The 24844-nt window shown below is 74.2% G+C and carries 25 protein-coding genes; 12 read left to right on the forward strand and 13 right to left on the reverse strand.

What is annotated here, in order from left to right:
- Positions 1-128 precede the first annotated feature (128 nt).
- Genes AC07A6_RS12770 through AC07A6_RS12780 form a run of 3 tightly spaced genes read right to left on the reverse strand, consistent with a single transcriptional unit; the run spans position 129 to position 3098 of the window.
- Positions 129-1070, reverse strand: a complete 942-nt coding sequence (locus AC07A6_RS12770) for a 3-oxoacyl-ACP reductase (protein ID WP_386274586.1) — start codon at positions 1068-1070, stop codon at positions 129-131.
- A gap of 37 nt (positions 1071-1107) precedes the next feature.
- Positions 1108-2184, reverse strand: coding sequence for a Zn-dependent alcohol dehydrogenase (locus tag AC07A6_RS12775; RefSeq protein WP_478777103.1), 1077 nt, complete (start codon positions 2182-2184; stop codon positions 1108-1110).
- A gap of 41 nt (positions 2185-2225) precedes the next feature.
- The gene (locus tag AC07A6_RS12780; RefSeq protein ID WP_362470784.1) at positions 2226-3098 is read right to left on the reverse strand and encodes a MaoC/PaaZ C-terminal domain-containing protein; all 873 of its coding nucleotides are present in this window, start codon (positions 3096-3098) and stop codon (positions 2226-2228) included.
- A gap of 248 nt (positions 3099-3346) precedes the next feature.
- On the opposite strand from AC07A6_RS12780, the gene AC07A6_RS12785 reads away from it, so the two are divergent.
- On the forward strand, positions 3347-3706 hold the full coding sequence (locus AC07A6_RS12785; protein WP_478777137.1) for a response regulator: 360 nt from the start codon (positions 3347-3349) through the stop codon (positions 3704-3706).
- 66 nt (positions 3707-3772) lie between these two features.
- On the opposite strand, the gene AC07A6_RS12790 is transcribed toward AC07A6_RS12785, so the two are convergent.
- Entirely contained in the window at positions 3773-5077 is a 1305-nt protein-coding gene (locus AC07A6_RS12790) for a cytochrome P450 family protein (protein WP_362474471.1), read from the reverse strand.
- Positions 5078-5267: 190 nt separating this feature from the next.
- Here AC07A6_RS12790 and AC07A6_RS12795 point away from each other — a divergent pair, with 190 nt between their 5' ends.
- Positions 5268-6695: an amidohydrolase family protein gene (locus tag AC07A6_RS12795; RefSeq protein WP_478777104.1), complete on the forward strand. Its 1428-nt coding sequence runs from the start codon at positions 5268-5270 to the stop codon at positions 6693-6695.
- 290 nt (positions 6696-6985) lie between these two features.
- On the opposite strand, the gene AC07A6_RS12800 is transcribed toward AC07A6_RS12795, so the two are convergent.
- Together AC07A6_RS12800 and AC07A6_RS12805 are read right to left on the reverse strand one after the other, a co-directional pair.
- Positions 6986-8173 carry a lipid-transfer protein gene (locus tag AC07A6_RS12800; protein WP_362474477.1) on the reverse strand — a complete coding sequence of 396 codons (1188 nt, stop codon included), beginning with the start codon at positions 8171-8173 and terminating at the stop codon, positions 6986-6988.
- 33 nt (positions 8174-8206) lie between these two features.
- Positions 8207-10411, reverse strand: coding sequence for an acyl-CoA dehydrogenase (locus AC07A6_RS12805; RefSeq protein WP_478777105.1), 2205 nt, complete (start codon positions 10409-10411; stop codon positions 8207-8209).
- A 102-nt stretch (positions 10412-10513) separates the two neighbouring features.
- Here AC07A6_RS12805 and AC07A6_RS12810 point away from each other — a divergent pair, with 102 nt between their 5' ends.
- Positions 10514-10855, forward strand: coding sequence for a hypothetical protein (locus AC07A6_RS12810; RefSeq protein WP_478777106.1), 342 nt, complete (start codon positions 10514-10516; stop codon positions 10853-10855).
- Between the two features lie 458 nt (positions 10856-11313).
- Here the strand turns inward: AC07A6_RS12810 and AC07A6_RS12815 are convergent, their stop codons facing one another.
- Positions 11314-13059: a protein kinase domain-containing protein gene (locus AC07A6_RS12815; RefSeq protein ID WP_478777107.1), complete on the reverse strand. Its 1746-nt coding sequence runs from the start codon at positions 13057-13059 to the stop codon at positions 11314-11316.
- A 31-nt stretch (positions 13060-13090) separates the two neighbouring features.
- Positions 13091-14095 (reverse strand): helix-turn-helix transcriptional regulator, encoded by a 1005-nt coding sequence (locus tag AC07A6_RS12820; protein WP_386274833.1) that lies wholly within the window; start codon positions 14093-14095, stop codon positions 13091-13093.
- Between the two features lie 103 nt (positions 14096-14198).
- Here AC07A6_RS12820 and AC07A6_RS12825 point away from each other — a divergent pair, with 103 nt between their 5' ends.
- The 9 genes from AC07A6_RS12825 to AC07A6_RS12865 all read left to right on the forward strand — a co-directional run bounded on the left by AC07A6_RS12825 (position 14199) and on the right by AC07A6_RS12865 (position 20136).
- On the forward strand, positions 14199-14609 hold the full coding sequence (locus AC07A6_RS12825) for a DUF3224 domain-containing protein (protein ID WP_478777108.1): 411 nt from the start codon (positions 14199-14201) through the stop codon (positions 14607-14609).
- A 101-nt stretch (positions 14610-14710) separates the two neighbouring features.
- Positions 14711-14974 (forward strand): hypothetical protein, encoded by a 264-nt coding sequence (locus tag AC07A6_RS12830; RefSeq protein ID WP_478777109.1) that lies wholly within the window; start codon positions 14711-14713, stop codon positions 14972-14974.
- 20 nt (positions 14975-14994) lie between these two features.
- Entirely contained in the window at positions 14995-15192 is a 198-nt protein-coding gene (locus tag AC07A6_RS12835; protein WP_478777110.1) for a hypothetical protein, read from the forward strand.
- Between the two features lie 11 nt (positions 15193-15203).
- Positions 15204-15707, forward strand: a complete 504-nt coding sequence (locus AC07A6_RS12840) for a hypothetical protein (protein WP_478777111.1) — start codon at positions 15204-15206, stop codon at positions 15705-15707.
- Positions 15708-15802: 95 nt separating this feature from the next.
- The gene (locus AC07A6_RS12845) at positions 15803-16450 is read left to right on the forward strand and encodes a class I SAM-dependent methyltransferase (RefSeq protein WP_362473420.1); all 648 of its coding nucleotides are present in this window, start codon (positions 15803-15805) and stop codon (positions 16448-16450) included.
- 127 nt (positions 16451-16577) lie between these two features.
- Positions 16578-17567 carry an N-acetylmuramoyl-L-alanine amidase gene (locus AC07A6_RS12850; protein WP_362473417.1) on the forward strand — a complete coding sequence of 330 codons (990 nt, stop codon included), beginning with the start codon at positions 16578-16580 and terminating at the stop codon, positions 17565-17567.
- Positions 17568-17684: 117 nt separating this feature from the next.
- Entirely contained in the window at positions 17685-18476 is a 792-nt protein-coding gene (locus AC07A6_RS12855) for a DUF5336 domain-containing protein (protein WP_362473413.1), read from the forward strand.
- Positions 18477-18623: 147 nt separating this feature from the next.
- Entirely contained in the window at positions 18624-19634 is a 1011-nt protein-coding gene (locus AC07A6_RS12860) for an LLM class F420-dependent oxidoreductase (RefSeq protein WP_478777112.1), read from the forward strand.
- A 40-nt stretch (positions 19635-19674) separates the two neighbouring features.
- Entirely contained in the window at positions 19675-20136 is a 462-nt protein-coding gene (locus tag AC07A6_RS12865) for a hypothetical protein (protein WP_362473407.1), read from the forward strand.
- Here AC07A6_RS12865 and AC07A6_RS12870 read toward each other — a convergent pair.
- From AC07A6_RS12870 to AC07A6_RS12890, 5 genes are all read right to left on the reverse strand, one after another.
- Entirely contained in the window at positions 20133-20555 is a 423-nt protein-coding gene (locus AC07A6_RS12870; RefSeq protein WP_478777113.1) for a hypothetical protein, read from the reverse strand. The two genes, AC07A6_RS12865 and AC07A6_RS12870, sit on opposite strands and share 4 nt — an antisense overlap.
- A 26-nt stretch (positions 20556-20581) precedes the next feature.
- A complete protein-coding gene (locus AC07A6_RS12875) occupies positions 20582-21154 on the reverse strand; it encodes a hypothetical protein (protein WP_478777138.1) in 573 nt (190 codons plus the stop codon).
- Positions 21155-21391: 237 nt separating this feature from the next.
- Positions 21392-22480 (reverse strand): prenyltransferase/squalene oxidase repeat-containing protein, encoded by a 1089-nt coding sequence (locus AC07A6_RS12880; protein WP_386274828.1) that lies wholly within the window; start codon positions 22478-22480, stop codon positions 21392-21394.
- Entirely contained in the window at positions 22477-23220 is a 744-nt protein-coding gene (locus tag AC07A6_RS12885) for a class I SAM-dependent methyltransferase (protein ID WP_125604759.1), read from the reverse strand. Before AC07A6_RS12885 ends, AC07A6_RS12880 begins: the two co-directional genes overlap by 4 nt.
- 135 nt (positions 23221-23355) lie before the next feature.
- Positions 23356-24666, reverse strand: coding sequence for a glycosyltransferase family 4 protein (locus AC07A6_RS12890; protein WP_478777114.1), 1311 nt, complete (start codon positions 24664-24666; stop codon positions 23356-23358).
- Positions 24667-24844: the final 178 nt, after the last annotated feature.

Genomic DNA, 24844 nt, shown 5'->3' on the forward strand with positions numbered 1-24844 from the left:
CGGGACCTGCTTCCCCTCCCGCGGGCCGGACGACGTGCGCGCGACCCTCTCTTTCCTGGGCGGACGCGGGGCGGGAGCGCGGGGGCGCCCTGGCTCCCCCCCCCCCCCCCCGCCGCCGGACACCGCGGTCAGCCGTGCTTGAGGCCCAGGACCTCGGCCGCCGCGAAGGTCTCGTTCGCCGGGCGGGAGTCGTAGTGCGGGCTGAGGAGGGCGTCGAGCTCCTCGTAGGAGAAGACCTCCTTGGCCGTGTCGAACTTCGCGGCCACCCGGGGGCGCTCCATCACGACGACGATCCCGCCGTGCACGACGAAGAGCTGCCCGTTGGCCTTGGCGGAGGCCGGCGAGGCCAGGTAGCCGACCAGCGGGGAGACGTGCTCGGGGGCGAGGGCGTCGAGCTTGCCGTCCTCCGGGACCTGGAAGCCGGCGAAGACGTCCTCGGTCATCCGGGTGCGGGCGCGCGGGCAGATCGCGTTGGCCGTCACCCCGTACTTGGCCAGGGCCAGGGCGGTCGAGGTGGTCAGGCCCACGATGCCTCCCTTGGCGGCCGCGTAGTTGGGCTGCCCGGCCGAACCGCCGAGGAAGGCCTCCGAGGAGGTGTTGACGATCCGCCCGTACACCGGGCCGCCCGCCGCCTTGGAGCGTTCCCGCCAGTGGGCGGCGGCGAAGTGGGTGGTGTTGAAGTGGCCCTTGAGGTGGACCCGGATCACCGAGTCCCACTCGTCCTCCGTCATGGAGAAGACCATCCGGTCGCGCAGGATGCCCGCGTTGTTGACGAGGACGTCGAGCTTGCCGAAGGAGGAGACGGCGAGGCCGACCAGCTCCCGGGCCTGCTCGAAGTCGGCCACGTCGCCCAGGTGGGCCACCGCCCGGCCGCCCGCCGCGCGGATCTCCTCGGCCACCTCCTCCGCCGGGGCGGCCGAGGCCTCGCCCGAGCCGTCGCGGCCGCTCTGCCCGAAGTCGTTGACGACGACGCTCGCGCCGAGCCGGGCGAGTTCGAGGGCCTCGGCCCGGCCGAGGCCGCGGCCGGCGCCGGTGACGATGGCGGAGAGCCCCTCAAGTGGGAGTGACATCCGTGGCGTTCCTCTCAGCGTTCGGTGAGCAGCGGTCTCAGAGTTCGATGCAGGTGCGCAGGGCCACGCCGGTGCGCATCTGGTCCAGGGCGTCGTTGATCTCGGCCAGGTTCACCCGGTGGGTGATCAGGTTCTCCAGGTCGATCCGGCCCGCCCGCCACAGGGCGATGGTGCGCTCGTAGGAGCGGAGCACGTCGCCGCCGCCGTACATCGACGGGAGGATCTTCTTCTCGTCGAAGAACAAGGAGAACATGTTGACCTGGAAGTTGTCGTCGAGGGCGCCCGCACCGACCACGACGACGGAGCCGCCGCGGCGGGTCGTCTCGTACGCCTTCTGCGCGGTCGCGGACTTGCCGACGACCTCGAAGACGTAGTCGAAGCCCTCGCCGGCCGTGATCCGGTTCTTGGCGTCGGCCAGTTCCTCCGGGGAGACGGCCTCGGTGGCGCCGAACCGCAGGGCTGCCTCGCGCCGCGAGGCGACCGGGTCGACGGCGGTGATCTGTGCCGCGCCCTGGACCTTGGCGCCCTGGATGACGGAGATGCCGACGCCGCCGCAGCCGATGACGGCGACCGAGGAGCCGGCCTCGACCTTGGCGGTGTTGATGGCCGCGCCGAGGCCGGTGGTGACTCCGCAGCCGATGAGGGCGGCGATGTCGAAGGGCAGGTCGTCGGGGATGGGGATCGCGCAGGCGGCCGGGACGACCATCTCCTCGGCGAAGGTGCCGGTGCCGGCGAAGCCGAAGACGTCGCTGGCGGCGCGCTTGAAGTTGGGGGTGGCGACGTTCCCGAAGGCCTCCAGGCACAGGTGACCCTGGCCGCGCTTGCAGGCGGGGCAGTGGCCGCAGGGCGGCAGCCAGCAGACGAGGACGCGGTCGCCGATCCGGTGGGAGGTGACCCCGTCGCCGATGTCCGTGATCACGCCGGAGCCCTCGTGGCCGGGTATGAAGGGGGCGGGCTGCGGCAGTACGCCGCTCATCGCGGAGAGGTCGGAGTGGCACAGGCCGGTGGCCTTGATGCGGATCCTGACCTTGCCGGGGCCGAAGCCCACGGCCTCCATGTCGTCGACGACCTCCAGCTTGTCCTGGCCTATCTCGCTCTGCAGTGCTGCGCGCACGGTGCGGCTCCTTAGTGGGTGCTACGAGGTGCTACGAGGTGCTACGAGTGTTCGACGACGGTGTCGGCGAGGACCGGTGCGTCGTCCCGTTCGGCGGCGGTCACCGAGACGAGTACGCGGCCCTCCTCGCGCCACATCCGGATGCGCAGCGTCTCTCCGGGGAAGACGATCCCGGCGAAGCGCGTGCGGTAGGCGCGGACCCGGGACACGTCCCCGTCGAGGACGGTGTCGACGACGGCCTTGAGGGTCATCCCGTACGAGCACAGGCCGTGCAGGATCGGCTTGTCGAAGCCGGCCAGTTTGGCGAATTCCGGGTCGGCGTGGAGGGGGTTCCAGTCCCCGGAGAGGCGGTAGAGCAGCGCCTGCTCCTCGCGGATGGCCCGTTCCTCGGTGCGGTCGGGGGCGCGGCCGGGCAGTTCCTCCTTGACGGAGGGGCCGCGCTCGCCGCCGAAGCCGCCTTCACCGCGTACGAAGATCTGCGCGTCGCTGGTCCAGAGCGGCCCTTCGGCGTCCGCGACCTCGGTGCGCAGCACGATCACCGCCGCCTTGCCCTTGTCGTAGAGGGCGGCGACCTTGGCGGAGGAGGTGGCGTTCCCCTTGACGGGGATGGGGCGGTGCAGCTCGATGGACTGGCCGCCGTGCAGGACGTTGGCGAGGTTGACCTCGATGCCGGGGGCGGCGAGGCCGCCGAGCATGGCCATTCCGGCTCCGGCGACGGTCGCGAAGCTGGGCAGGACGTGGAGCTTGGACTCCAGGGTGTAGCGGAGCTCGTCGGGGTCCGTGGCGAGGCTCTGCCCGTTCAGCGACGTGCCCGCTCCGAGGCCGAGGTGGTAGAGCTGGATGTCCTTGTGGTCCCAGCCGATGTTCCCCTGTCGGGGTTCGGCGGCCAGGGCCCTCGCGGCATCGATCGGCATGAGGATGCTGCTCCTTCGGTTCCTTGGAAGACCTCGGCACGGCCGTCCGCACCGTCGGCCGCACCGAGGTCGTATGCGGAGCCGGACGCCGCACGCGTTCTAGAACGCGTTCTAGCATCGGCTGAAGGCATGTATAACGCACGCCCCAGCACTTGGGAAGACTCCTGACTTCACGTCAGATGACCTTTGGCCGAGGCGTGTTGCCCGCCGCGGCGGGCACCGGCGGTTACGCTTCGCCGGTGGACGAAATGCCCGTGACGCACCGGCCCGCGCGCTCGCTGCGCGTCCTGCTGGAGCCGCCGGACCCGGCCCTCGCGCTGCTGCTCGGCCTCCAGCCGGACATCGAGGTGGTCGACTCCCCCGCGGCCCGGCCCGAGGTGGCGCTGGTGGAGGAGGTCGCCGCGGTGACCGCCCTCCTGGCCGAGGATCCCGAGTGCCGGGTCCTGGTCACCGCCCGCTCGGCCCACCCCGGCCTGCCGGAGGCGGCCCTGGCGGCGGGCGCGGCGGGACTGGTCCTGCGGGACGGCCCCGTCGAGGACCTCGCGGACTGCGTGCGCCGCGCCTCCATGGGCGAGACGGTGATCGACCCCGCGCTCACGGGTCCGTAGACCGCCGACAGCCCCGAGGCCCTCCGCCGGCACCGGCGGAGGGCCTCGCAACGCCCCTGCGGGGGCTCAGCCCGCGGGCTTGGTCCAGTCGTCGACCGTCCGCGACGGGTCCAGCGCCACGGGCAGCCGCTCCAGCCCCCGGAAGGCGGGGAACGGCCCCTTCAGCCAGTCGCCGCCGTGCGCCGACGGCATCGCCAGCACCATGTCCGGGAAGCGGTCCAGCAGCGAGGTCAGGCAGATCTCCAGCTCCAGGCGGGCCAGCGGCGCGCCCAGGCAGTAGTGCGCCCCGAAGCCGAAGCCGAGGTGGTTGCCCTGGAGCCCCTCGCGGGTGACGTCGAGCCGGTCGGGCTCGGGGAACTTCTCCGGGTCGCGGTTCGCCGAGGCGAGGGCGATCTGCACGACCGCTCCCCGCGGAATGAGCGTCCCGCCGATTTCCACGTCCTCCAGCGCGTAACGGAAAGTGGAGGTTTCCACCGATCCCTCGAAACGGACCATTTCCTCGATCGCCTGCGGCAGGAGTTCCCGGTTCGCCTGGACGGCCTCCAGCTGCTCCGGATTGGTCAGCAGGCTGTACACGCAGTTGCCGATCTGGAGGGTGGTCGTCTTGTGCCCGGCGAAGAGCAGCACCCAGATCATCGAGACGAGTTCGTCGTCCGTCAGCGGTTCCTCGTCGTGCGGTGTTTCCGCGAGCACGCTCAGGAAGTCGTCGGTGGGGTGCGCGCGGGTGCGGTGGATCAGGTCCGTGAAGTAGTCGCGCAGCCAGTGCTCGGCCTCGACCAGTTCGTGCTTGAGGTCCCGGCTGAAGCGGGAACGGGTGACCTGGGCGAACCACTTCAACACCTCGACGCGCTCGTCGCCGACGATGCCGAGCAGCTCGCAGATGACCATGACGGGCAGCGGCAGGGCGAAGGCGGCCATCAGGTCGACGGGCTCGTCGGTCGGGCACCGGTCCAGCAGCCCGTCCACCAGCTCCTGGATGTGCGGGCGCAGGTCCTTGACGTGGCGCGGGGTGAAGGCGGTCTTGGCGATGTGGCGCAGCCGGGTGTGCCGGGGCGGGTCCGCGAAGAGGAGGTTGTCGTCGAGCGCCTCGCACGCGTCCCCGAAGAGGGCGTGGTAGGTGTCGATGGCCTCGTGCATGTCCTTGCCGATGCGGTGGTCGGCGAGGACCGCGTGGGCGTCCTCGTACCGGGTGACGAGGTACGTGTCGACCCCGTGGCCGGGGGTCAGCCGGGCGATCGGGGCCCCTTCGCGCAGCGACCGGTAGACCGGATAGGGGCACTGCCGGTATTCCGGCGTACCCTTCGTCACCGCCGCCACCGCGTCTTCGAGGGCGGGTCCGTCCCCCACTGCCACCGTCGGTTCAGTCGTCACGCGCCCATACCTCTCGGGTAACCCGGAATTGACAGTCGGCTCCTTTCCCTGGGCCGAATGAAGGCAAAACCGCGTTGACCCGTTCGGAGCCGAATCCTCCCCCTCGGGAATGTCCGGGCGACGCCGGCCCGGGCCCGCCCTAAGGTGTGCGCTGATCCCGTTCCGCGGCCCGAAGAGAGGGAATGCGCGCATGCCGGAATACGGTGCCGGCGGTCTCACCGCCGGCGGTGCGTCACCGACCGGTTCCACGGCCCCGCCCCCGGCCCCGGTCGCGGAGGACGAGGACGACGGCAGCCGGGCGGTGATCGACGTCCACCACCACTTCTGCGCGCCGCAGTGGCGGGAGTGGGGCGAGGCGCAGGGGCTGGTGAACCCCCGGGCGCTGCCGCCGTGGGCCCACTGGGACGCGGAGTCCGCGCTCGCGCTGATGGACCGGGCCGGGATCGCCACGGCCGTGCTCAAGCCGATGCTGCCCGCGCGGTACGAGAGCTCCGCGCAGCTGCGGGAGGCCGTCACGGTCACGCTGCGGGCGGCGGTGGAGGCCGTCGAGGCGCATCCGGGCCGGTTCTTCTTCCACACCCCGCTGTTCCTGGACGACCTGGAGGTGTCCTCCTGGGCCCTGCGCCACGGACTGGACGAGCTCGGCGCGGTCGGCGTGAACGTGACCGCCAACTACGGCGGGGTGTACCTGGGGGACCCCGTGTACGACGGGATCTTCGCCGAACTGGACGAACGCTCCGCGGTGGTGGACACCCACCCGCACAACCTCCCGGCCGTACCGGCGGGGGCCGGGGGTACCGGGGGTTTGGGCGCGGGCAGCACCCCCGGGGCCCGGGGGCACGGGGCGCCCCGAGACACCGGGGGACCGGGCGCGGCCGGAGGGCCCGGGGCCGGGGCCATGGGGCCGCGCCCTGCGGGCGGCAGGCCGGATGCGGCAGGGGCCGCGGGCGGGCCCGGTGCGCACACGGCCGTCGGCGGCCCGGGAGCAGCGGGGCCAGGAGGGTCGTACGGGCTCGCCCGGCCGGGAGCGCCCGGTACCTCCACCGCCGTCGGCGGGCCCGGCGCCCGGGACGCGGAGCGCTCGGCCGGCGGGCCGGGGGGCTCGGGGGCGGCCAATGCCCCCTCGTCGGCCGGCAGGCCCGGGGCCGGGGGGCCGCCCGGGGTGACCGTGCCCGGGGTGCCGAACTTCCTGTGCGACTTCCTCCTCGACACCACCCGCGCCGCCGCCAACATGATCCGCAACCGGACCCTGGACCGCTTCCCCAACCTGTCCGTGATCCTGCCGCACGGCGGCGGGTTCCTCCCGCACATCGCAACCCGGCTGGAGGCCTTCGCGGGCTCCTTCGACCCCCCGGTCGACCCCGCGGCGGTCCGGGACCACCTGCACCGCTTCTACTACGACACCGCCGGCCCGATGTCCCCGGCCGGCACCCTGCTGGCCACCGTGGACCCCGCCCGGATCCTGTTCGGCAGCGACTGGCCGGCCTGCCCCGCCGACATGGTCGCGGACATCGCCGTCCCCGCACTGGCCGCGGACCCGGCGCTGACACCCGCCCTCCGCCGCGCCGTCAACCGGGAGAACGCCCTGCGCCTGATGCCCCGGCTCGTGCCCGCGTAGGGGTACCCGGCGCCCGAGACCGCACCGGTCCAGACCGAATCGAACCAGGGCCGCCCCGGGCCGGGACCGGACCGGGGCCGGACCGGGGCCGGACCAGGCCGAACCGGACCGGGCCGGGGACCCGGCCGGGGACCGGGCCGTGCCGTGCCGCACTGGACCGCGCCGGGCCGGGCCGGAGACCGGGACCAGGGAACCGGGAACCGGGGGACCGGGAACCGGGGGACCGGGACGCCCGGTACCGCGTCCTGGTCCGGTCCCGACCCGCGGAAGCCCCCCCCCCCCCGCGTGAGCTACTTCCGCAGCAGGGTCACCACCGCCGCGCCGCCCAGCCCGATGTTGTGCGCGAGCCCGACCCGGGCGCCGGGGACCTGGCGGGCGCCCGCCTCGCCGCGCAGCTGCCACACCAGTTCCGCCGCCTGCGCGAGCCCCGTCGCCCCGAGCGGGTGGCCCTTGGAGATCAGGCCGCCCGAGGGGTTGACCACCCACCGCCCGCCGTACGTCGTCGCGCCGCTCTCCACGAGCTTGCCGGAGGCCCCGTCCGCGCACATGCCGAGCGCCTCGTACGTCAGCAGTTCGTTGACGGAGAAGCAGTCGTGCAGCTCGACGACGTCGACGTCCTCGATGCCGAGCCCCGAGTCCTCGTAGACCTTGCGGCCGGCGGCGGCCGTCATCGGCTTGCCGACGACGTCGATGCAGGAGCCGCCGAAGCTCTCGGCGGTGTCCGTGGTCATCGCCTGGGCGATGATCTCGACGGCCTTGTCGTGCAGCCCGTGGGCCACCACGAACCGCTCGGAGACGACGACGGCCGCCGCGGCCCCGTCGGAGGTGGGCGAGCACTGGAGCTTGGTCAGCGGGTCGTGGATGGTCTTGGCCGCGAGGACCTCCTCGACCGTGTACACGTCCTGGAACTGCGCGTTCGGGTTGTTCGCGGAGTGCCGGTGGTTCTTGGCGCCGACCGCCGCCAGCTGCGCGGGCGTGGTCCCGTACCGCTCCATGTGCTCGCGGGCCGCGTTCCCGAAGATCTGCGCGGTGGGCGGGGACATCTCGAAGCCGTGCGCGGCCGCCATGATCCCGTAGTGCCGGGCCACCGGGGACGTCTTGAAGTCGCCGCCGCCGTCCGCCCCGCCGCCCAGCGCGCCGCGCTTCATCTTCTCGAAGCCGACGGCGAGCACGCAGTCGGCCAGACCGCCCTGGACGAACTGCCGCGCCATCATCAGGGCCGTGGAGCCCGTCGCGCAGTTGTTGTTGACGTTGTAGACGGGCACCCCGGTCAGGCCCAGTTCGTACGCCGCCCGCTGCCCGGCGGTGGAGGGCTGGAAGCAGTAGCCGGCCGGCACCTGCTCGACGAGCCCGTAGTCCACGCCCGCGTCGGCGAGCGCCGCACCGCCGGCCTCCTTGACCATGTCCCAGTACTGCCAGTCCCGTGACTCCGGCTTCTCGAACTTCGTCATGCCGACGCCCACGATGTACGACTTCATCTCCGTGACTCCTCGTCCGTGTCCGTTGGTCGTTCAGTCCCTGGGGAGGCCGAGGATCCGCTCGGCGACGACGTTCAGCTGGACCTGCGTGGTGCCCCCGGCGATGGTCAGGCAGCGGGACATGAGCGTCCCGTGGACCGCCCGCTCCCCCGCGCCCTCGCGCACCGCGCCCGCCGGGCCGAGCAGCTCGAGGGCCAGTTCGGCGGTCCGCTGCTGGTGGGGCGTCTGCACGAGCTTGCGTACGGAGGCCCCGGCGCCCGGCTCCAGCCCGGACACCTGCTGGAGGGTGGTCCGCAGGCCGATGCAGGCGAGGGCGTGCGCCTCGGCGGCGAGCGCGCCGATGCGGGCCCGGTAGGAGTCGTCGAGTCCGGCGGAGCGGGCGATGAGCGCCTCCAGGCCGGTGTCGAAGGTCATCTGGTCGGCCATGTGGACGCGTTCGTTGCCGAGGGTGTTGCGGGCGACCTTCCACCCGCCGTCGGCCGCTCCGACCAGGGCGTCGGCGGGGAGGACGGCGTCCTCGAACCAGACCTCGTTGAAGAGGGCCTCGCCGGTGATCTCCTTCAGCGGGCGGATCTCGATGCCGGGGGTGTTCTTCATGTCGACGACGAAGTAGCCGAGCCCCTTGTGCTTGGGTGCGGCCGGGTCCGTGCGGGCCAGCAGGATCCCGAAGTCGGCGGTGTGCGCGGAACTCGTCCACACCTTCTGCCCGTTGACCTTCCAGGAGCCGTCGGCGGTCCGCTCCGCGCGGGTGCGCAGCGAGGCCAGGTCGGAGCCGGCGCCCGGCTCGGAGAAGAGCTGGCACCAGGTGGTGTCCCCGCGCAGGGCCGGCAGGAGGTGGGCGGCGCGCTGTTCGTCGGTGCCGTAGGCGAGCAGCGAGGGCACCACCCAGGTGGCGATGCCGAGGTCGGCGATCCTGACCCCGGCCTCCTTCAGCTCCTGCTGGACGACGAGCTGTTCGACGGGTCCGGCGCCGAGTCCGTACGGCGGCGGGAGGTAGGGGGCCGCGTAGCCGGTGGGGGCCAGTGCGCGGCGGGCGGCGGCCGGGTCGAGGCCGCGCGCCCCCGCGATGGCGGCGCGGGCGGCGGCCCGGTGGGCCTCGGCCTCCGGCGGGAGTTCGAGGCGCAGCTCGCGCCGGGCGCCGGCCGCGGCGAGGCGTACGGCGTGGATGCGGTGGGCGTCGCCGGGGCCGAGGAGCTGGCGGGCGACGAGGGCGCGGCGCAGGTAGAGGTGGGCGTCGTGCTCCCAGGTGAAGCCGATGCCGCCGAGGATCTGGATGCAGTCCTTGGCGCAGGACCAGGCGGCGTCGAGGGCGGTCGCCGCCGCGAGGGCAGCGGCGAGCGAACGCGCCTGCGCGGCTTGACCGGCGGGCCCGGCGTCGGTGTCGGCGTCGGACCCGGCGGCACGCTCGGGCGCGGTGTCGCCCGCGGTGTCGCCCGCGCTGTTCGCGGCGTCCCAGGCGAGGGCGCGGGCCTGTTCGAGGCGGACCAGCATGTCGGCGCACAGGTGCTTGACGCCCTGGAAGCGGCCGATGGGGCTGCCGAACTGCTCGCGCGTCTTCGCGTACTCGGCGGCGGTGTGGAGCGCCCAGGCGGCGGTGCCGCAGGCGTCGGCGGCGAACAGGGTGCGGGCCAGGTCCCGGACGAGGCCGGGGTCCAGCTCCAGCAGCCGGCCGGGCGGGACGGTGACGGCACGGGCGCGGACCTCGGCGGTGGGGCGGGTGGGGTCGGCGCTCTCGTGGGTGCGGATTTCCAGCGCGGCGGCGTCCACGGCGTACCAGCGGGTCCCGCCGTCCGTCTCGGCGGCGAGCAGCACGAGGTCGGCCTCGGCGGCGCCGAGCACGGGCGGCGCGACCCCGTCCAGCCGCCATCCGCCCCCCTCGGCGGCGACGGCGGTGACACCGCCCGCCCCGAGGGCGACGGCCCCGACCCGCGCGTCGAGCGGTTCGGCCCCCGCCCGGTCCAGGAGTACGGAGGCCAGCGCGCTCGGCAGGAAGGGCCCGGGCAGCGCCGCCCGGGCGGCCTCCTCCACCACGACGGCCAGATCCAGCAGGGTCCCGCCCTCCAGGTGGGGCGCCAGCAGCCCGGACGCGGCCAGCCCGTCCCAGTAGCCGGGCCGGGCACCCGCCTGCGGCGGGGCGTCGAGCAGCTTGCGCACCTCCTCGGGCGGTACGGCCCGGGCCACCCAGCCGCGCACGGCGTCGGCCAACTCCCGCTGTTCTTGCGTGATTCCGATGCCCATGCGCGGCAGACTAGAACACGTTTCAATCTGACGGAAGGTCAGAAACGGCCCCTTCTCGGTACGCCCCTTGCGCCGGGGGCGGGGCTGCGGTGGGCTGTCGCCATGAACCCGGACTGCCCGCGCTGCGGGAGAGCGCTGACGGTGCTGAGCGTCTCGTACCTCCGCAACCGCTGGGGCGGTGCACCGCCGTCACCGAGGCCCGAACAGTGGTGGCAGTGCACCGGATGCGACTGGCTGGGCTACCGCCGGGGGGCCGACCGGCCGCTGCGCCCGATGCGGCGCCTGGAGGGCGACGAGGGAACCTGCTTCTTCTGCGGCGAGGAGGACTCCAACGCCGCCGGCGAACCCTGGGAGACCGACACGGGCGAACTCCGCGACTGGCTGGTCTGCCTGACCTGCGGCACGAGCAACCCCCGCCGCCTCACGCCTCCCGGCGGGCGCTGAACGGGCCCCCGGGCACGTGTCCCGCACTGGCAACCGCCCCCGGGCACGCGGATGGAGCGGGCGAACGGCACCGGCCCCCGTTCCGGCGGACCCGCCCCCGCCCGGCCTGCGTCCCCGAACGCCGGCGCCGGCCCGGCCCGTCAGCCGGCCCGGCCCGACCCGTCAGCCGGCCGGAACGGCCGCGAGGGCGGCGCGGGCGAACGGCCCCGGGCAGGCAGCCCGCACGGGCGAACGCACCGGCCCCCGTTCCGGCGGACCCACCCCCACCCGGCGTGCGTCCGCGAGCGCCGCAGCCCGCGCGGCGTTTGAGCGCAGCGGGCGCGCAGCGCCCGGTATCGGGGTCAGGGGCGGAGCCCCTGGGAACGGTGGAAGGGCGGGTAGGGGACCTCGCCCCGCGCAGCGGCACACCCACCCGCACCCGCCCCACCGGGACCAGCCACCCGCGCCGGCCCGACCCGTCAGCCGGCCGGGACGGCCGCGAGGGCGGCACGGGCGATCGCCACGGCCTCCGACCGGCACTCGGGCGGCGCGGCGGGCGACTCGCTCGCGCCGGAGCCGCTCCCTGCCTGCCCGCTCCCACCCGGATCGCCTCCGCTCCACACGGAGAGCCGGAGGTTCCCGTCACGGACCACGAGTTCGCAGTTGTCCTTCCACAGCGTCTCGTCGCCGAGCTCCACCTCCGTCTGCACCACCGACCGCGCGGCCGTCTCCGCCGTCTTCCGGTCCGCGGCGAGCCGCTTGCGCTGCTCCTCCACCGTGTCCCGGCTGTTCTCGGCGTCGAGCTTCAGGGCCCATTCCGCGATCACGCGGGGCTTCCCCTCGCCGAACCAGTAGCAGCGCACCGAGGTGGTGGGGCCGGCCCCGCGCTCCGGCAGGACGGTGTCCAGCGTCGGCGCCCGGTCCACCCCGGACGGCAGCGGCAGCTTGGCGCCCACTTCGTCGCAGCGGCTCAGCTTCGTGTGCACCTTCTCGCCCCACCACCCGCCGGACTGCTGCCCGTACGCCCATACGCCGACACCGGCCCCCACCAGGGCGAGGGCTGCCACCAGCGGCCCGGCCACGCGCAGCACGCTCCGGCGTGAAGACCGCCCGCCCGGCCCGGGAGCCAGGGCGTCGACGGTGACGGGCGGTTCCTCCGGCAGGGGCACGAGGGCCGGCCCCCCGGCCCCCCGCGGATCCGAGGCCCGCTCCGGCTCCGGCTCCGGCTCCGCCACGAGCGTCGCCGCGGGCCGGGCCGCGGCGGGCGGCGCCGGCGCCGGCGCCTCCGGCTCGGCCGGCCGGGCCGCCTCCCCGGCCGGGGGCTCGGCGGCGCCGCCCAGCAGGCGGTCGATGGCCGCCCCCTGCTCGGCGATCAGCCGGTGCACGGCCGGAGGCCACGGCAAGCGCCCCGCCGGGACCACCGGCCCGAGGAGGCCCAGCAGCTCCGCCGGGGCCGGGCGGGCGGCCGGATCCTTGGCCAGGCAGCGCTCCACCGCGAGCCGCAGTCCCGCCGGGACCGCGGCCAGGTCCGGCTCCGCGTGCACCACGTCGTACAGGGTCATGAGGGTCGACGAGCCCGCGAACGGCTTGCGCCCCGTGGCGGCCAGGAACAGCACGGAGCCCAGCGAGAACACGTCGCTCGCCGGAGTCAGTTCCCGCCCCTCGGCCTGCTCGGGCGACATGAACGGCGGCGAGCCGATCACCAGCCCCGTGTGCGTCAGCCGGGTGTCGGCCCCGCTCTCGGCGGCCCGCGCGATGCCCAGGTCGATGACCCGGACCCCGTCCTCGGCGAGCAGGACGTTCTCGGGCTTCAGGTCCCGGTGCACCAGACCCGCCCGGTGGATCTCCGCGAGGGCCGACGCCAGCCCGGCCGCGAGGCGGCGTACGGTCTCCTCGGGCAGCGCCCCGACCGCCTCGACGGCCGCCCCCAGCGAGGGTCCGGAGACGAACACCGAGGCCAGCCAAGGGGTCCGCGCGTCCGCGTCGGCCTCCATCACGGCCGCCGTATAGGCCCCCGAGACCTTCCGGGACGCGGCGACCTCCCGCCGGAACCGGGCCCGGAACCCGTCGTCGTCGGCGAACCGCGCGAGGACCTGTTTGACGGCGACCAGCCGCCCGTCCGGCGCGGCGCCCAGCAGCACGCGGCCCATACCGCCCTCGCCGAGCACGCCCAGCACACGGAACGGCCCCACGTACGACGGCCCCGACGGCCCCAACGGCTCCATGCCTCGCGCCCTCCCCAGGTACGGGAGGGGATCATACAGAGCCGTCAACTCCCGCCCCCGGTACGGGGATCGCATACCGGCCCGCCAGGACGGCCACCGCCGCGGCCACCGCCGCCCGCAGCTCCGGCGGGCCCAGCACCTCCGCCTCCGCACCCAGCCGGAGCAGGTCCCCCACCGCCACGGCCTGCGACTCCACCGGCAGCTCCACCTCCGCCCAGCCGTCCCCGTCCGCCGGCCCTGCCCCCTCCAGCGCCCGCGCCCCCGGCGCCCCGAACTGCACCGGCAGCAGCCGCTGCGCACGCGGCGAGACCCGCAGCCGCGCCACCCCCTGCCGGAGCGCCGCCTCCAGGCGCCGGGAGGACTCCTCCCAGTAGGCCACCAGCTCGAACCCGGCCGGCCGCCCGAAGCCCTCCCCCGTCTCCTCCACCGACAGCAGCCGCGACACCCGGTAGGTGCGTACGCCCTCCCCCGCCGGCGCCGCCACCAGGTACCAGATGCCGCCCTTGAGGACGACGCCCAGCGGATGCAGCTCCCGCTGCCGGACCTCGCCCGACCAGCGCCGGTACTCCACCCGCACCGCCCGCTGCTCCCACACCGCCGCCGCCACCGCGGCCAGGTGCGGCACCGGGTCGGCGTCCCGGAACCAGGCGGGCGCGTCCAGGTGGAAGCGGTCCCGCACGAGCCGGGCCCGGTCCGCCGGCCCGGCCGGCAGCGCGGCCTGGAGCTTCAGCTGCGCGGTGGCCAGCACCGCGCCCAGCCCCAGCTCCCGCGCGGGCCCCGGCGCCCCGGCCAGGAACAGCGAGGCCGCCTCGGCGTCGGTGAGCCCGGTCAGCCGCGTCCGGTAGCCGTCCATCAGCCGGTACCCGCCCGCGGGCCCCCGGTCGGCCCGTACGGGGACACCGGACGCGCCGAGCGCCTCGACGTCCCGGTACACCGTGCGGACGGACACCTCCAGCTCCGCCGCCAGCTCCGGGGCGGTCATCCGGCCGCGGTTCTGGAGCAGCAGGAGCAGGGAGAGAAGCCGGTCGGCGCGCATGCGCCCATTCTGTCCGCGGTACCTGACAAGAGGTGTCAGGTACCGCGTCCAGGCTGGTCACAGCACGGGGGAAGGCCCCGCGCGCCCCGACGGGAGGACCCCCATGCCCACGCGCACCACCACCGGCCACTTCACCTACGCCGACTGGGAGGAGCGTCCCGCCGGCCCCGCCGACGCACTGCCCCGGCTGGCACAGGCCACGGTCGCCAACACCTTCTCCGGCGGCATCGAGGCCGCCGGCACCGTCTGCGCCTACACGATCGCGTACCTGACGGCGACGACCGGCTCCTACTCCGGCGCGGAACTGCTCACGGGCAGCCTCGACGGCCGCAAGGGCGGCTTCGCCCTGGAGGAGCACGGCACCTTCCACGAGGACGGCACCACCCGCTGCTCCTTCACGGTCGTCCCCGGCTCCGGCACGGGCGAGCTGACCGGCCTGCGCGGCACGGGCGGCTTCGTCGCCCGGCACGGCGAGCAGTCCGTCTCCTACACCTTCGAGTACGACCTCGACTGAGCCACCCGGACGGCCCAGTCCGGACCGCCAGTCGGGCGAAAGCCCGGACCCGCCCGGCCCCCACCCCACAACCGGGCGGGACGGCGGCCGTTGGGGCGGTCATGGCTCACCTCAACCTCGCCCGCGCCGTGTCCGGCGCCGCCCTGGCCCTGGCCATCGGCCTCGCCGCCGCCCCCACCGCCCAGGCCGCCCCCGCCCCCTCCGCCGGCACCCGGGCCGCCGGCCCCCTCAGCCTGGACAACCTGCTGTCCCTGCGCTTCCTCACGCCGACCGTCAAGGACGCGAAGCGCCAGGTCTCCGGCCTCCTCACCGGCCTCTCCCCGGCCCCGACGAACTCCACCGCCCTCGGCGGCCTGCTCAAGTAGCCGGAAAAGGGGACTCACGGATGAAGCCCACCCGGACTCTGGCCACCCTCTGTACGGCCGCCACCCCGGCGGTCGTCCTCTCCGCCGGAACGGCGACCGCCGACGACGACCTCCTGTCGGCCCTCGACAACCCCGCGATCGGTGCGGCCTGCCTCCCGACCGCAAGTGAAGGTCTCCGCTACAGGGCGTACGCCGTCTGCGCGGACGCCGCAAGCTGAAGGGCACTGCCATGAAGCTCACCGAGTGGCCGACGGCTCTCTGCGGGGCCGCCGCCGTCACCGCGCTCCTCCTCGGGGCGGGCAGCGCCCACGCCGCCGAGGGCGACTCTCTGCTGTCGCTCCTCGACCTGCCGTCCATCACCGTCGCCTGCTTCCCCACCGGCCAGGCCGGCGCGGGCAACACCTTCACCGGCACCCAGAACGTCAACTGCTCCCAGAGCGCACAGCAGTCCACCAGCGGGTCCGGCGGCGGCCTCACGGGCTACGAGGTGGTCTCGCGGACCAACGAATGCGTCCGGGACGCCACCTGCGGCATCACACTCCGCTGCCCGGACGGGAAAAAGGTCACGGGCGGGGGCGTCTACGTGAACCCGCAGGGCCCCGACACCCACGTCGTGAGGTCCGGCACGGTCCCCGGGGAGGACAACACCCGCTGGGACGGGGTGATCCAGAACGACAGCACCGGAACGGTGGACTTCACCGTCCAGGCGATCTGCGCCAACGCCACCCCCTGAAGCGGCAGCGCGACGGCAGCGACCCCGGCATGGTGCCCTACCGGGCAGTAGGGCACCATGGGCCGCCACACCCGCTCACCGCCGGAGGAACACCCATGGCAGCCGCCGCCCCCAAGCCGGAGACCCTCGCCGCCTTCGAGGCCGCCAAGGGGTTCATGCCCGTACGCGAGGGCCTGGCCCTGTACGAGGCGGCCGCCGCGGCCGCCGGCCTCGGGCTGCCGCTGCTGGAGGTCGGCACGTACTGCGGGCGCTCCACCATCCTGCTGGCCGACGCGGCCCGCGAGGCGGGCGTCCCCGCGATCACCGTCGACCACCACCGCGGCAGCGAGGAGCAGCAGCCCGGGTGGGAGTACCACGACCCGGGCGTCGTGGACCCGGAGATCGGGCTGATGGACACCCTGCCGACCTTCCGCCGCACCCTGCACCGGGCCGGTCTGGAGGAGCACGTCATCGCGATCGTCGGCCGGTCCCCGCAGGTCGCCGCGGCCTGGGGCGGCAAGCTCGGCTTCGTCTTCATCGACGGCGGCCACACCGACGAGCACGCCACCGGCGACTACGAGGGCTGGGCCCCGCACGTCGCGGAGGGCGGCACGCTGGTGATCCACGACGTGTTCCCGGACCCGGCCGACGGCGGCCAGGCCCCGTACCGGATCTACCTGCGCGCGCTGGCCTCCGGCGCCTTCGAGGAGGTCTCGGTGACGGACTCCCTGCGCGTGCTCCGGCGCACCGGCGCGGGCATCTAGCGGGCATCCAGCGGGCATCCAGGGGTGCCGCCGGGGGCGCGGCGGGGGCATAAGACGACAATCACACCACGCCCCCGGATGGCCCATGGTCCGTACGGGGCCCGCGCGGGCGTTCTAGCATCGCGACGTGCGCTACGACGACAGCCCCCCGCTTCCCGAGTCCCGGTCCTCGATCAGCCCGGACCGGCCCTGGTTCGCGCGCCGGCCCGCCCTCACGGTGGCGCTGGCGGCGCTCGCCCCGACCTGTCTGGCGGGCTGGGTGCTGACCCAGGTCCTGACCGGCTCCGAGTCCGGCGGGCGGCAGCCCGGGGGCATGCCGCTCGCCGCCTCGCACACGACGGCGGGGTCGGACGCCAAGGCCAGCGCCTCCCCGACGCCGGGCCCGGGCACGCCCGCCGCGAGCCCCGCCCAGAGCCCCACCGGGGCCGGCGCTCCCGCGAAGGGCCCGCTCACCGGCCGGACCGTGGTCATCGACCCCGGCCACAACACGGGCAACTTCCGGCACTCCGCCGAGATCAACAAGCAGGTGGACATCGGCACCAGCCGCAAGGAGTGCGACACCACCGGCACCACCACCAACTCGGGTTACATGGAGGCGGAGTTCTCCCTCGACGTCTCCCGCCGGGCGCGCGCCCTGCTGGAGGCCAAGGGCGCCAAGGTGGTCTTCACCCACGAGGGAGACCGCCCGTGGGGCCCCTGCATCAACGAGCGGGCCCGGATCGGGAACGAGGCGGCGGCCGACGCCGTCGTCTCCGTGCACGCCGACGGCGCCTCCGCCGGCAACCGGGGCTTCCACGTCATCCTCCCGGCCCGGGTCAAGGGCGGCGCGGCGGACACCGCGAAGATCGTCGGCCCCTCCCGGGACCTCGGCGAACGCATCGCGAGCAACTTCGGCCGCGCCACCGGCTCCTCCCCCGCCAACTACCTGGGCAGCGGCACCGGGCTGGTGGTCCGCGACGACCTGGGCGGGCTCAACCTCTCGACCCGGCCGAAGGTGTTCCTCGAATGCGGCAACATGCGTGACGACAAGGACGCGGCGCAGCTGATGAGTCCGGACTGGCGGCAGAAGGCGGCGCAGGGGATCGCGGACGGCATCACCGGCTTCCTGGGCGGGTAGTTCACGGGTCAGTCGTCCCGGGGCGGCTCGCCGCCCCGATCCTCTCGGCCGCGCGAAGCTCCGTACCATGGGGGCGCCCGCTCGCCCCAGCCAAGACCGAGAAGGACACCCCCAGACGTGAACATCCGCTCCCTCACGCGAGGTGACGGCGTGGTGATCGGAGCAGCGGTCCTGCTGTTCATCGCCTCGTTCCTCGATTTCTACTCCGCCACCCTCCTGGACCTCCCGAGTGCGTGGGACACGGACTTCTTCGGGCTGGCGCTGCCGACCGTCTTCCTGACCGGCTTCATCGCCGCCGGGCTGCTGATCGGGGCCCGGTTCCAGCCCGAGGGCCGCAAGCTCGGGAACCTGACCCTGACGGCGTGGGGCACCGTACTGGCCGTGGCGGCGGCCTGGGCCTCGCTGTGGTCGCTGATCACCTGCCCGTCCAAGTGGGACCTGGGCGCGGGCAGCATCATCGCCTTCCTCGCCAACCTCGCCCTGGCGGGCGTCGCCGTCGCCGGTACGAAGATCCCGGCGCTGGCCGGGCCGCTGGTGCCCGAGCCGCGTCCCGCCGCCCCGCAGCCGTACGGCGGCCAGCCCGGCACCGGCTACGGCTACCCGGGCCAGCAGCAGCCGCAGGGCTACGGGACCACCCCGCAGCCGGTCCCGCCGTACGGGGGCACCCCGGCGCCCGGACCGCAGGAGGCGGCGCCGGCCCCGGCGGCGGACTTCACGCCGTTCTGGTTCGCGGTGCCGGTGGCCCGGCCCCTCTACGGCGAGGACGGCTCCCCCGTCCCGGTCGCCGAGCTGGCGCCGGGCACCTGGTACCTGGCCGTCGACCAGCGCGGCCCGTCGGCGCTGGTGGCACAGACCCAGGACGGCCGCCGCGGCGTCCTGAACGACACCTCGGGCATCCAGCGCGGCTGACCCGGCCCCGCGCCACGGTCCACGGCCCCCCGCCCCCACCCGGGCGGGGGGCCGCCGCACTTCCCGGCGGGACGCGCGTGCCCTACAGTCGCCTGACATCACATCAGCTGACACATCGTCAGATCAGGCCTGCGGAGGGGACCGTACATGCGCCTCGGACTCGCACTCGGCTACTGGGGCCGCGGGCCCAGCCCCGCCCACCTCGGCCTCGCCACCGAAGCCGAACGCCTCGGCTACGACTCGGTGTGGACCGCCGAGGCCTGGGGCTCCGACGCCTTCACCCCGCTCACCTGGATCGCCGCGCACACCTCCCGCATCCGGCTCGGCACCGCCATCGCCCAGATGGCCGCCCGCACCCCGACCGCCACCGCCATGCACGCCCTGACCCTCGACCACCTCTCCGGCGGCCGGATGATGCTGGGCCTCGGCCTTTCCGGCCCCCAGGTGGTGGAGGGCTGGTACGGGCGCCCCTTCCCCGCGAGCCCGCTCACCGCGACCCGGGAGTACGTGGACGTCGTACGCCAGGTGCTGCGCCGCGAGGCCCCCGTCACCCTGGACGGCCGCTTCCACAGCCACCCCTACCGGGGCGCCGACGGCACCGGCACCGGCAAGCCCCTCAAGCCCATCACCCACCCGCTGCGCGCCGGCCTCCCGCTGCTGCTGGGCGCGGAGGGCCCGAAGAACATCGCCCAGACCACCCGCATCGCGGACGGCTGGCTCCCCCTCTACTGGTCGCCCACCCGCACCGACGTCTACCAGGCCTCGCTGACGGACCTCCCCGACGGGTTCATGATCGCCCCGATGGCCCGCGCCCAGGTCTGCGACGACGTCGCCGAGGGGCTGCTCCCGGTCAAGGCGATGCTCGGCTTCTACATCGGCGGCATGGGCCACGCGGCCCGCAACTTCCACGCCGACCTGATGGGCCGCATGGGCTACGAGGCCGAGGCCCGGCGCGTCCAGGAGCTGTTCCTGGCCGGGCGCAGGCAGGAGGCGGTGCTCGCCGTCCCGGACGCGTTCGCGGACGAGATCTCCCTCGTCGGCCCGCGCGAGCGGATCGCGGAGCGGCTGGAACTGTGGCGCAAGGGCCCCGTCACCGACCTGCTGGTCACGGCCCCGGACCCGCACACCCTGCGGGTGCTGGCGGAGCTGAACGGCTGAGCAGCCGTACGTTAGCGAAGCGTTTGCCCCGCGCCGGAGCATGGTGCACGACCACCGACGCACAGCTCCACAAAGGGGAACAGCCATCAGCACCAACCGGATCAAGGCGGGCGTCCTCGCGGCCGCCACCGTCGCGGGCCTGGCCCTGGCCACCGCTCCGGCCGACGCCGCCGACCACTGCAAGGCCGGCGGCGGCGGCATCTACATCTGCCAGTACGGGGTGACCAAGCACAAGCTCCCCGACGGCGGGAAGCAGCAGTTCCTGGTCGGCACCGACAACGCCGTGTGGACCCGCTGGACCGACTCCGACGGCGACTGGACCCACTGGTCGTCCATGGGCGGCACCGCCAGGAGCGAGATCGTCGTCATCGACCGCTTCAGCGGCGGCGACCCCTGGCAGTTCAGCCTCTCCGTCGAGGGCAACGACGGCTGGCGCTTCGTGAAGACCCGCCACCACGACGGCAGCTGGACCGACTGGTTCCCCATGCCCGACCCGGTCTAGTCAGTCCGGTCCGTCCGGTCCTTCTGCTCCGGCCGCTCCGTCGCCTCCGGCACGGCGTCCAGGAGCCCGCGCAGGTCCAGCGGCATCACGGCGATCTCCATCGTCCCCCCGCCCTCCAGGGCGCAGGCCACGATCCGGGAGCCCGGGTTGATGGAGATGCCCTCCCGTACGGAGGGCACCCGTACGCCGGTGGCCCGGGCGCCCGCCAGGGACACGGCCGGACCCCGGCCGGGCTGCCAGCGGGCGGCGCCCTGGTCCGCGTACAGCCGGCCGGAACGCCAGCGGCCGCCGCCCGCCGGGGTCCGGGCCATGCCCGGGATCCCGGCGGGGCTGCCGGCCGCGGTCCGCTGACGCTGCTTGCGGCGCAGCAGCCAGCCCAGGCCGGCCGCCGCGAGGGCGAAGAACAGGAACTCGATCACACCGGCCATTCAAACAGGCGGCCGGATCAGCCGGTCAGCTGCGAGGTGCTCGGCACCTTGTCGGTGACCACGGCGCCCGCGTTCTTGCCGGCTTCCTTGACGCCGTTGATGACGTTGTCGAAGGCGTCGATGTCGGCGTCGCCCGCCTCACCCTTGCGGAGCTTGGTGGCCAGCCCCTTGAGGGACTCGATGCCCGCCGTCAGCGGGCCCATCGCCTTCGACAGCAGCGGGTCGCCCTTGGCGTTCTCCGCGGCCGCCTTCAGCCGGTTGTACGCGAAGGCGCCCGCCAGACCCGCCTTGATCAGCGCGAACGTGCGCCCCTTCGCGCCCTTCTTGAACTTGCCCTCGCGGTACGGCTTCACGATCCACTGGTACGTCGCCCCGGCCGCGAGCCCCGCATTGGCGACGAACCGCGTCTTGGCGAACTTCTGCTTCTCGGCCGGGGTCGTCGGTGAGGGCGTCGCCGCGGCCAGCTCGTCGGCCGCGGCCGCGTCCGGCTCCGCCACGGCCAGGACCGCCAGCTCCTGGGCGGCGGCCGAGGAGATCTCCTCCCGCTGCCCCCGGTCGCCACCGCTGCCGCACGCGGTGGCACCGGCCAGCAGCGCGGTGGACAGCACCACCGCCGTGAGGGCTCGACGGATACGGACGGTTGCGGGTACGGCCACGGTTGCCTCCGGGGACTGAGGTGTCCCCCGCAGCCTCACCCCGGGCACCGGGCACCACCACCCGGGGGACCCGTTCGGGGGTCCCCCGGCGCACGGGGCCGGCCGGGGCGTACGGCCGGCCGGGGCCGGGAACGAAGCTCCGGGCTCAGCGCCCGGTTCAGGAGCGGCAGCTCAACGGCAGCAGTCCGGCTCCAGGCCCGCCGGCAGGGCCAGCCCGCCGAAGACCTCCCCGGTCGCCTCGTCCCCGCCCAGCGCCGCCACCGCGAGCAGCAGCGAACCCGCCGTCCAGGCCGTCTGTTCCACCGGCCACACCGCCCGGTCCTCGAAGACGTACCCCGTCCAGTACATGCCGTTCTCGGCGCGCAGGTGCCCGATCGAGCGCAGCACCTCCAGCGCCCGGTCCGACTCCCCCATCACCCACAGGGTCAGCGCCAGCTCACAGGACTCCCCGCCCGTCACCCACGGGTTCGGCAGCACGCACCGCACCCCCAGGTCCGGGACGACGAACTCGTCCCAGCGCCCCTCGATGCGCGCCTTCGCCTCCGGCCCGGACAGCGCCCCGCCCAGCACCGGGTAGTACCAGTCCATCGAGTAGCGGTCCTTGTCCAGGAACCGCTCCGGGTGCCGGCGTATCGCGTGCGCGAGCGCACCCGTCGCCAGCTCCCAGTCCGGCTGCGGGTCGCCGCGGTGGTCCGCGATGGCCAGCGCGCAGCGCAGCGCCTGGTGGATGGAGGAGGAGCCGGTCAGCAGGGCGTCGGTGACGGGCGTGCCGTCCGCCTCCCGCTTCCAGCCGATCTCGCCGCCCGGCTGCTGGAGCGCGAGGACGAACTCGACGGCCGCGACGACCGCCGGCCACATCCGGTCCAGGAAGGTGTCGTCGCCGGTGGCCAGGTAGTGGTGCCAGACGCCGACGGCTATGTAGGCGACGAAGTTCGTCTCCCGGCCCGCGTCCTGCGGCGCGGCCGTGTCCACGCCGTCGGGCCGGTCCGCGTACGCCGCGTACCAGGAGCCGTCCTGGTTCTGGTGCCGGGCCAGCCACGCGTAGGCCCGCTCGGCCGCCTCGTGCTCGCCCGCCGTGTCCAGGGCCATCGCGGCCTCGGTGTGGTCCCACGGGTCGAGGTGGTGGCCGCGGAACCACGGTATGGCCCCGTCCGCGCGCTGCACGGCCAGGATCCCCTCGACGGTCCGCGCCGCCTCCTCGGCGGTCAGCACGCCGTCCAGGACGAGGTGCTCGGGAACGGTGCGCTCCGGCGAGCTCACTGGGCGGAGCCGGCTGCGCCGACGGGCAGGTGGGGCTTGGTCGCGTACGCCACGAAGCTCTTGCCGATGACCGGGTTGAGGGCCTGCTCGGCGAGCCGGGTCGCGAGGGGCTTCTTCATGATGTCCCAGACCAGGAGCTTGTGGTACGCCTTGACCGGCAGCGCCTTGTCGTTGTCGACGCCGAAGGCGCACTTGAGCCACCAGTACGGGGAGTGCAGGCCGTGCGCGTGGTGGGTGCCGTACGGCTTGAGGCCGGCGGCCTCCATCTTGGCGAGGAGCTCGTCCGCCTTGTAGATGCGGATGTGGCCGCCCTCGACCTCGTGGTAGGCGTCGGACAGCGCCCAGCAGATCTTCTCCGGGCCGTAGCGCGGGACGGTGACCGCTATCCGGCCGCCGGGCTTGAGCACGCGCACCATCTCGGCGAGGACGCCCTTGTCGTCGGGGATGTGCTCCATCACCTCGGAGATGATGACGACGTCGAAGGACTCGTCCGGGAAGGGCAGGGCCAGCGCGTCGCCCTCCATGGCGGTGGCGGTGGCGCCGGCCGGCGCCTCACCGGCCTCCTTCATGGCGGCGAACCACTTGGCGACCTCGCGGATCTCCTCGCCGTTGCGGTCGACGGCGACGACCTGGGCGCCGCGCCGGTAGCACTCGAAGGCGTGCCGGCCTGCGCCGCAGCCCAGATCGAGCACACGGTCGCCTGCGGCGAGCGGGAACCGGGAGAAATCGACGGTCAGCACGGGGTCCTGCCTTCGCGGTCACGGGGGTGAAGGGTGGTGCGGGTGGAGCAGTTGATACGGGTCATGCGGGTGCTACGCGTACTACGGGTACTACGGGTATGTGCGGATGGTGCTCGCGGCCCCGGGGCGCGCCGCTCACCGGGTCCGGGCGGCGGCGGCCTGCGCGATGGCGGCTCTGTAGTGCGCGGCGGTGCCCTCGGCCGCCTTGGCCCAGGTGAACCGGGTCAGCACCCGCTCCCGGCCGGCGGCCCCCAGACGGGCGCGCAGCTCCGCGTCGCCCAGCAGCCTGCCCAGCGCACCGGCCAGCGCCCCCGCGTCACCGGGCGGCACGGCCAGGCAGGTCTCCCCGTCGGGGCCGGACACCTCGGGGATGGCCCCGCCGGTGGTGGCGACCAGCGGGGTGCCGGTGGCCATGGCCTCGGCCGCCGGGAGCGAGAAGCCCTCGTAGAGGGAGGGCACGCAGGAGACCTGGGCGCTGCGCACCAGGTCCACGAGTTCCGCGTCGGTGATGCCCTTGACGAACCGCACCGCGTCCTGGAGCCCGTACGTCTCGATCGCGCGGGCGACCGGCCCGCTCTCGGCGCGCTTGCCGACGACGACGAGGTGGGCGTCGGGGCGCTCGGTACGGAGCTTGGCGAGCGCCTCGACGAGGTGGACGAGCCCCTTGAGCGGGACGTCGGCGCTGGAGGTCGTCACGATCCGCCCGGGAACCTCCGCGACGGACGGGTCCGGCGACCAGAGGTCGGTGTCCGCGCCGATGTGCACGACGTGGATGCGGTCGTCGCGCACCCCGAGGTGCTCGGCGATCTCCTGCTGCGAGGAGCCCGAGACCGTCAGCACGGAGGGCAGGCGGCGGGCCACCCGGCCCTGCATGCGCGTGAACGCGTACCAGCGCCGCACGGAGGCGCGCTTCTTGCGGTCCTTCGCGGCGGCGAGGTCCAGCTTGCGGTCGACGGTGATGGGGTGGTGGATGGTGGTCACCAGGGGCGCGCCGAGGTCGCCCAACAGGCCGTAGCCGAGGGTCTGGTTGTCGTGGATGACGTCGAACTCGCCCGCGCGGGCCTGGAGGTGTCGCCGGGCGCGCAACGAGAACGTCAGCGGCTCGGGAAAGCCGCCGGTCCACATCGTCGCGACTTCCAGGGCGTCGATCCAGTCCCGGTACTCGTCGCGCTTGGGGGTGCGGAACGGGTCGGGGCTGCGGTACAGGTCCAGGCTCGGGAGCTCGGTGAGCGTGGCCCCGGTGTCCAGCACCGGATAGGGCTGCGCGCCGATGACCTCGACGGAGTGCCCGAGCTTCACCAGCTCCCGCGAGAGGTGCCGGACGTAGACGCCCTGGCCGCCACAGAACGGGTTCCCCTTATAGGTGAGGAGTGCGATGCGCAACGGGCGGTCGCCGTCGGTGGCGGAACCCGCGAAAGGGCTCGCCACCATGGCCTCTGCGGACACTCTCGGCCCCCTTCTCCCTGCACTTTCGCCGGAGCGTAACCGCTCGGATAATGTAGAACAAGTTTCAGAGTTGATCCTCTGAAGACCATTGAATCTACCGGCCGGAAACCACACCGTAAGAGGCGGAGCAGGTGATTCGCGCCACGGCTCGGACGCCTGACATGCTGACCCCCGGACC

The organism is Streptomyces sp. NPDC044002, from assembly GCF_056434525.1.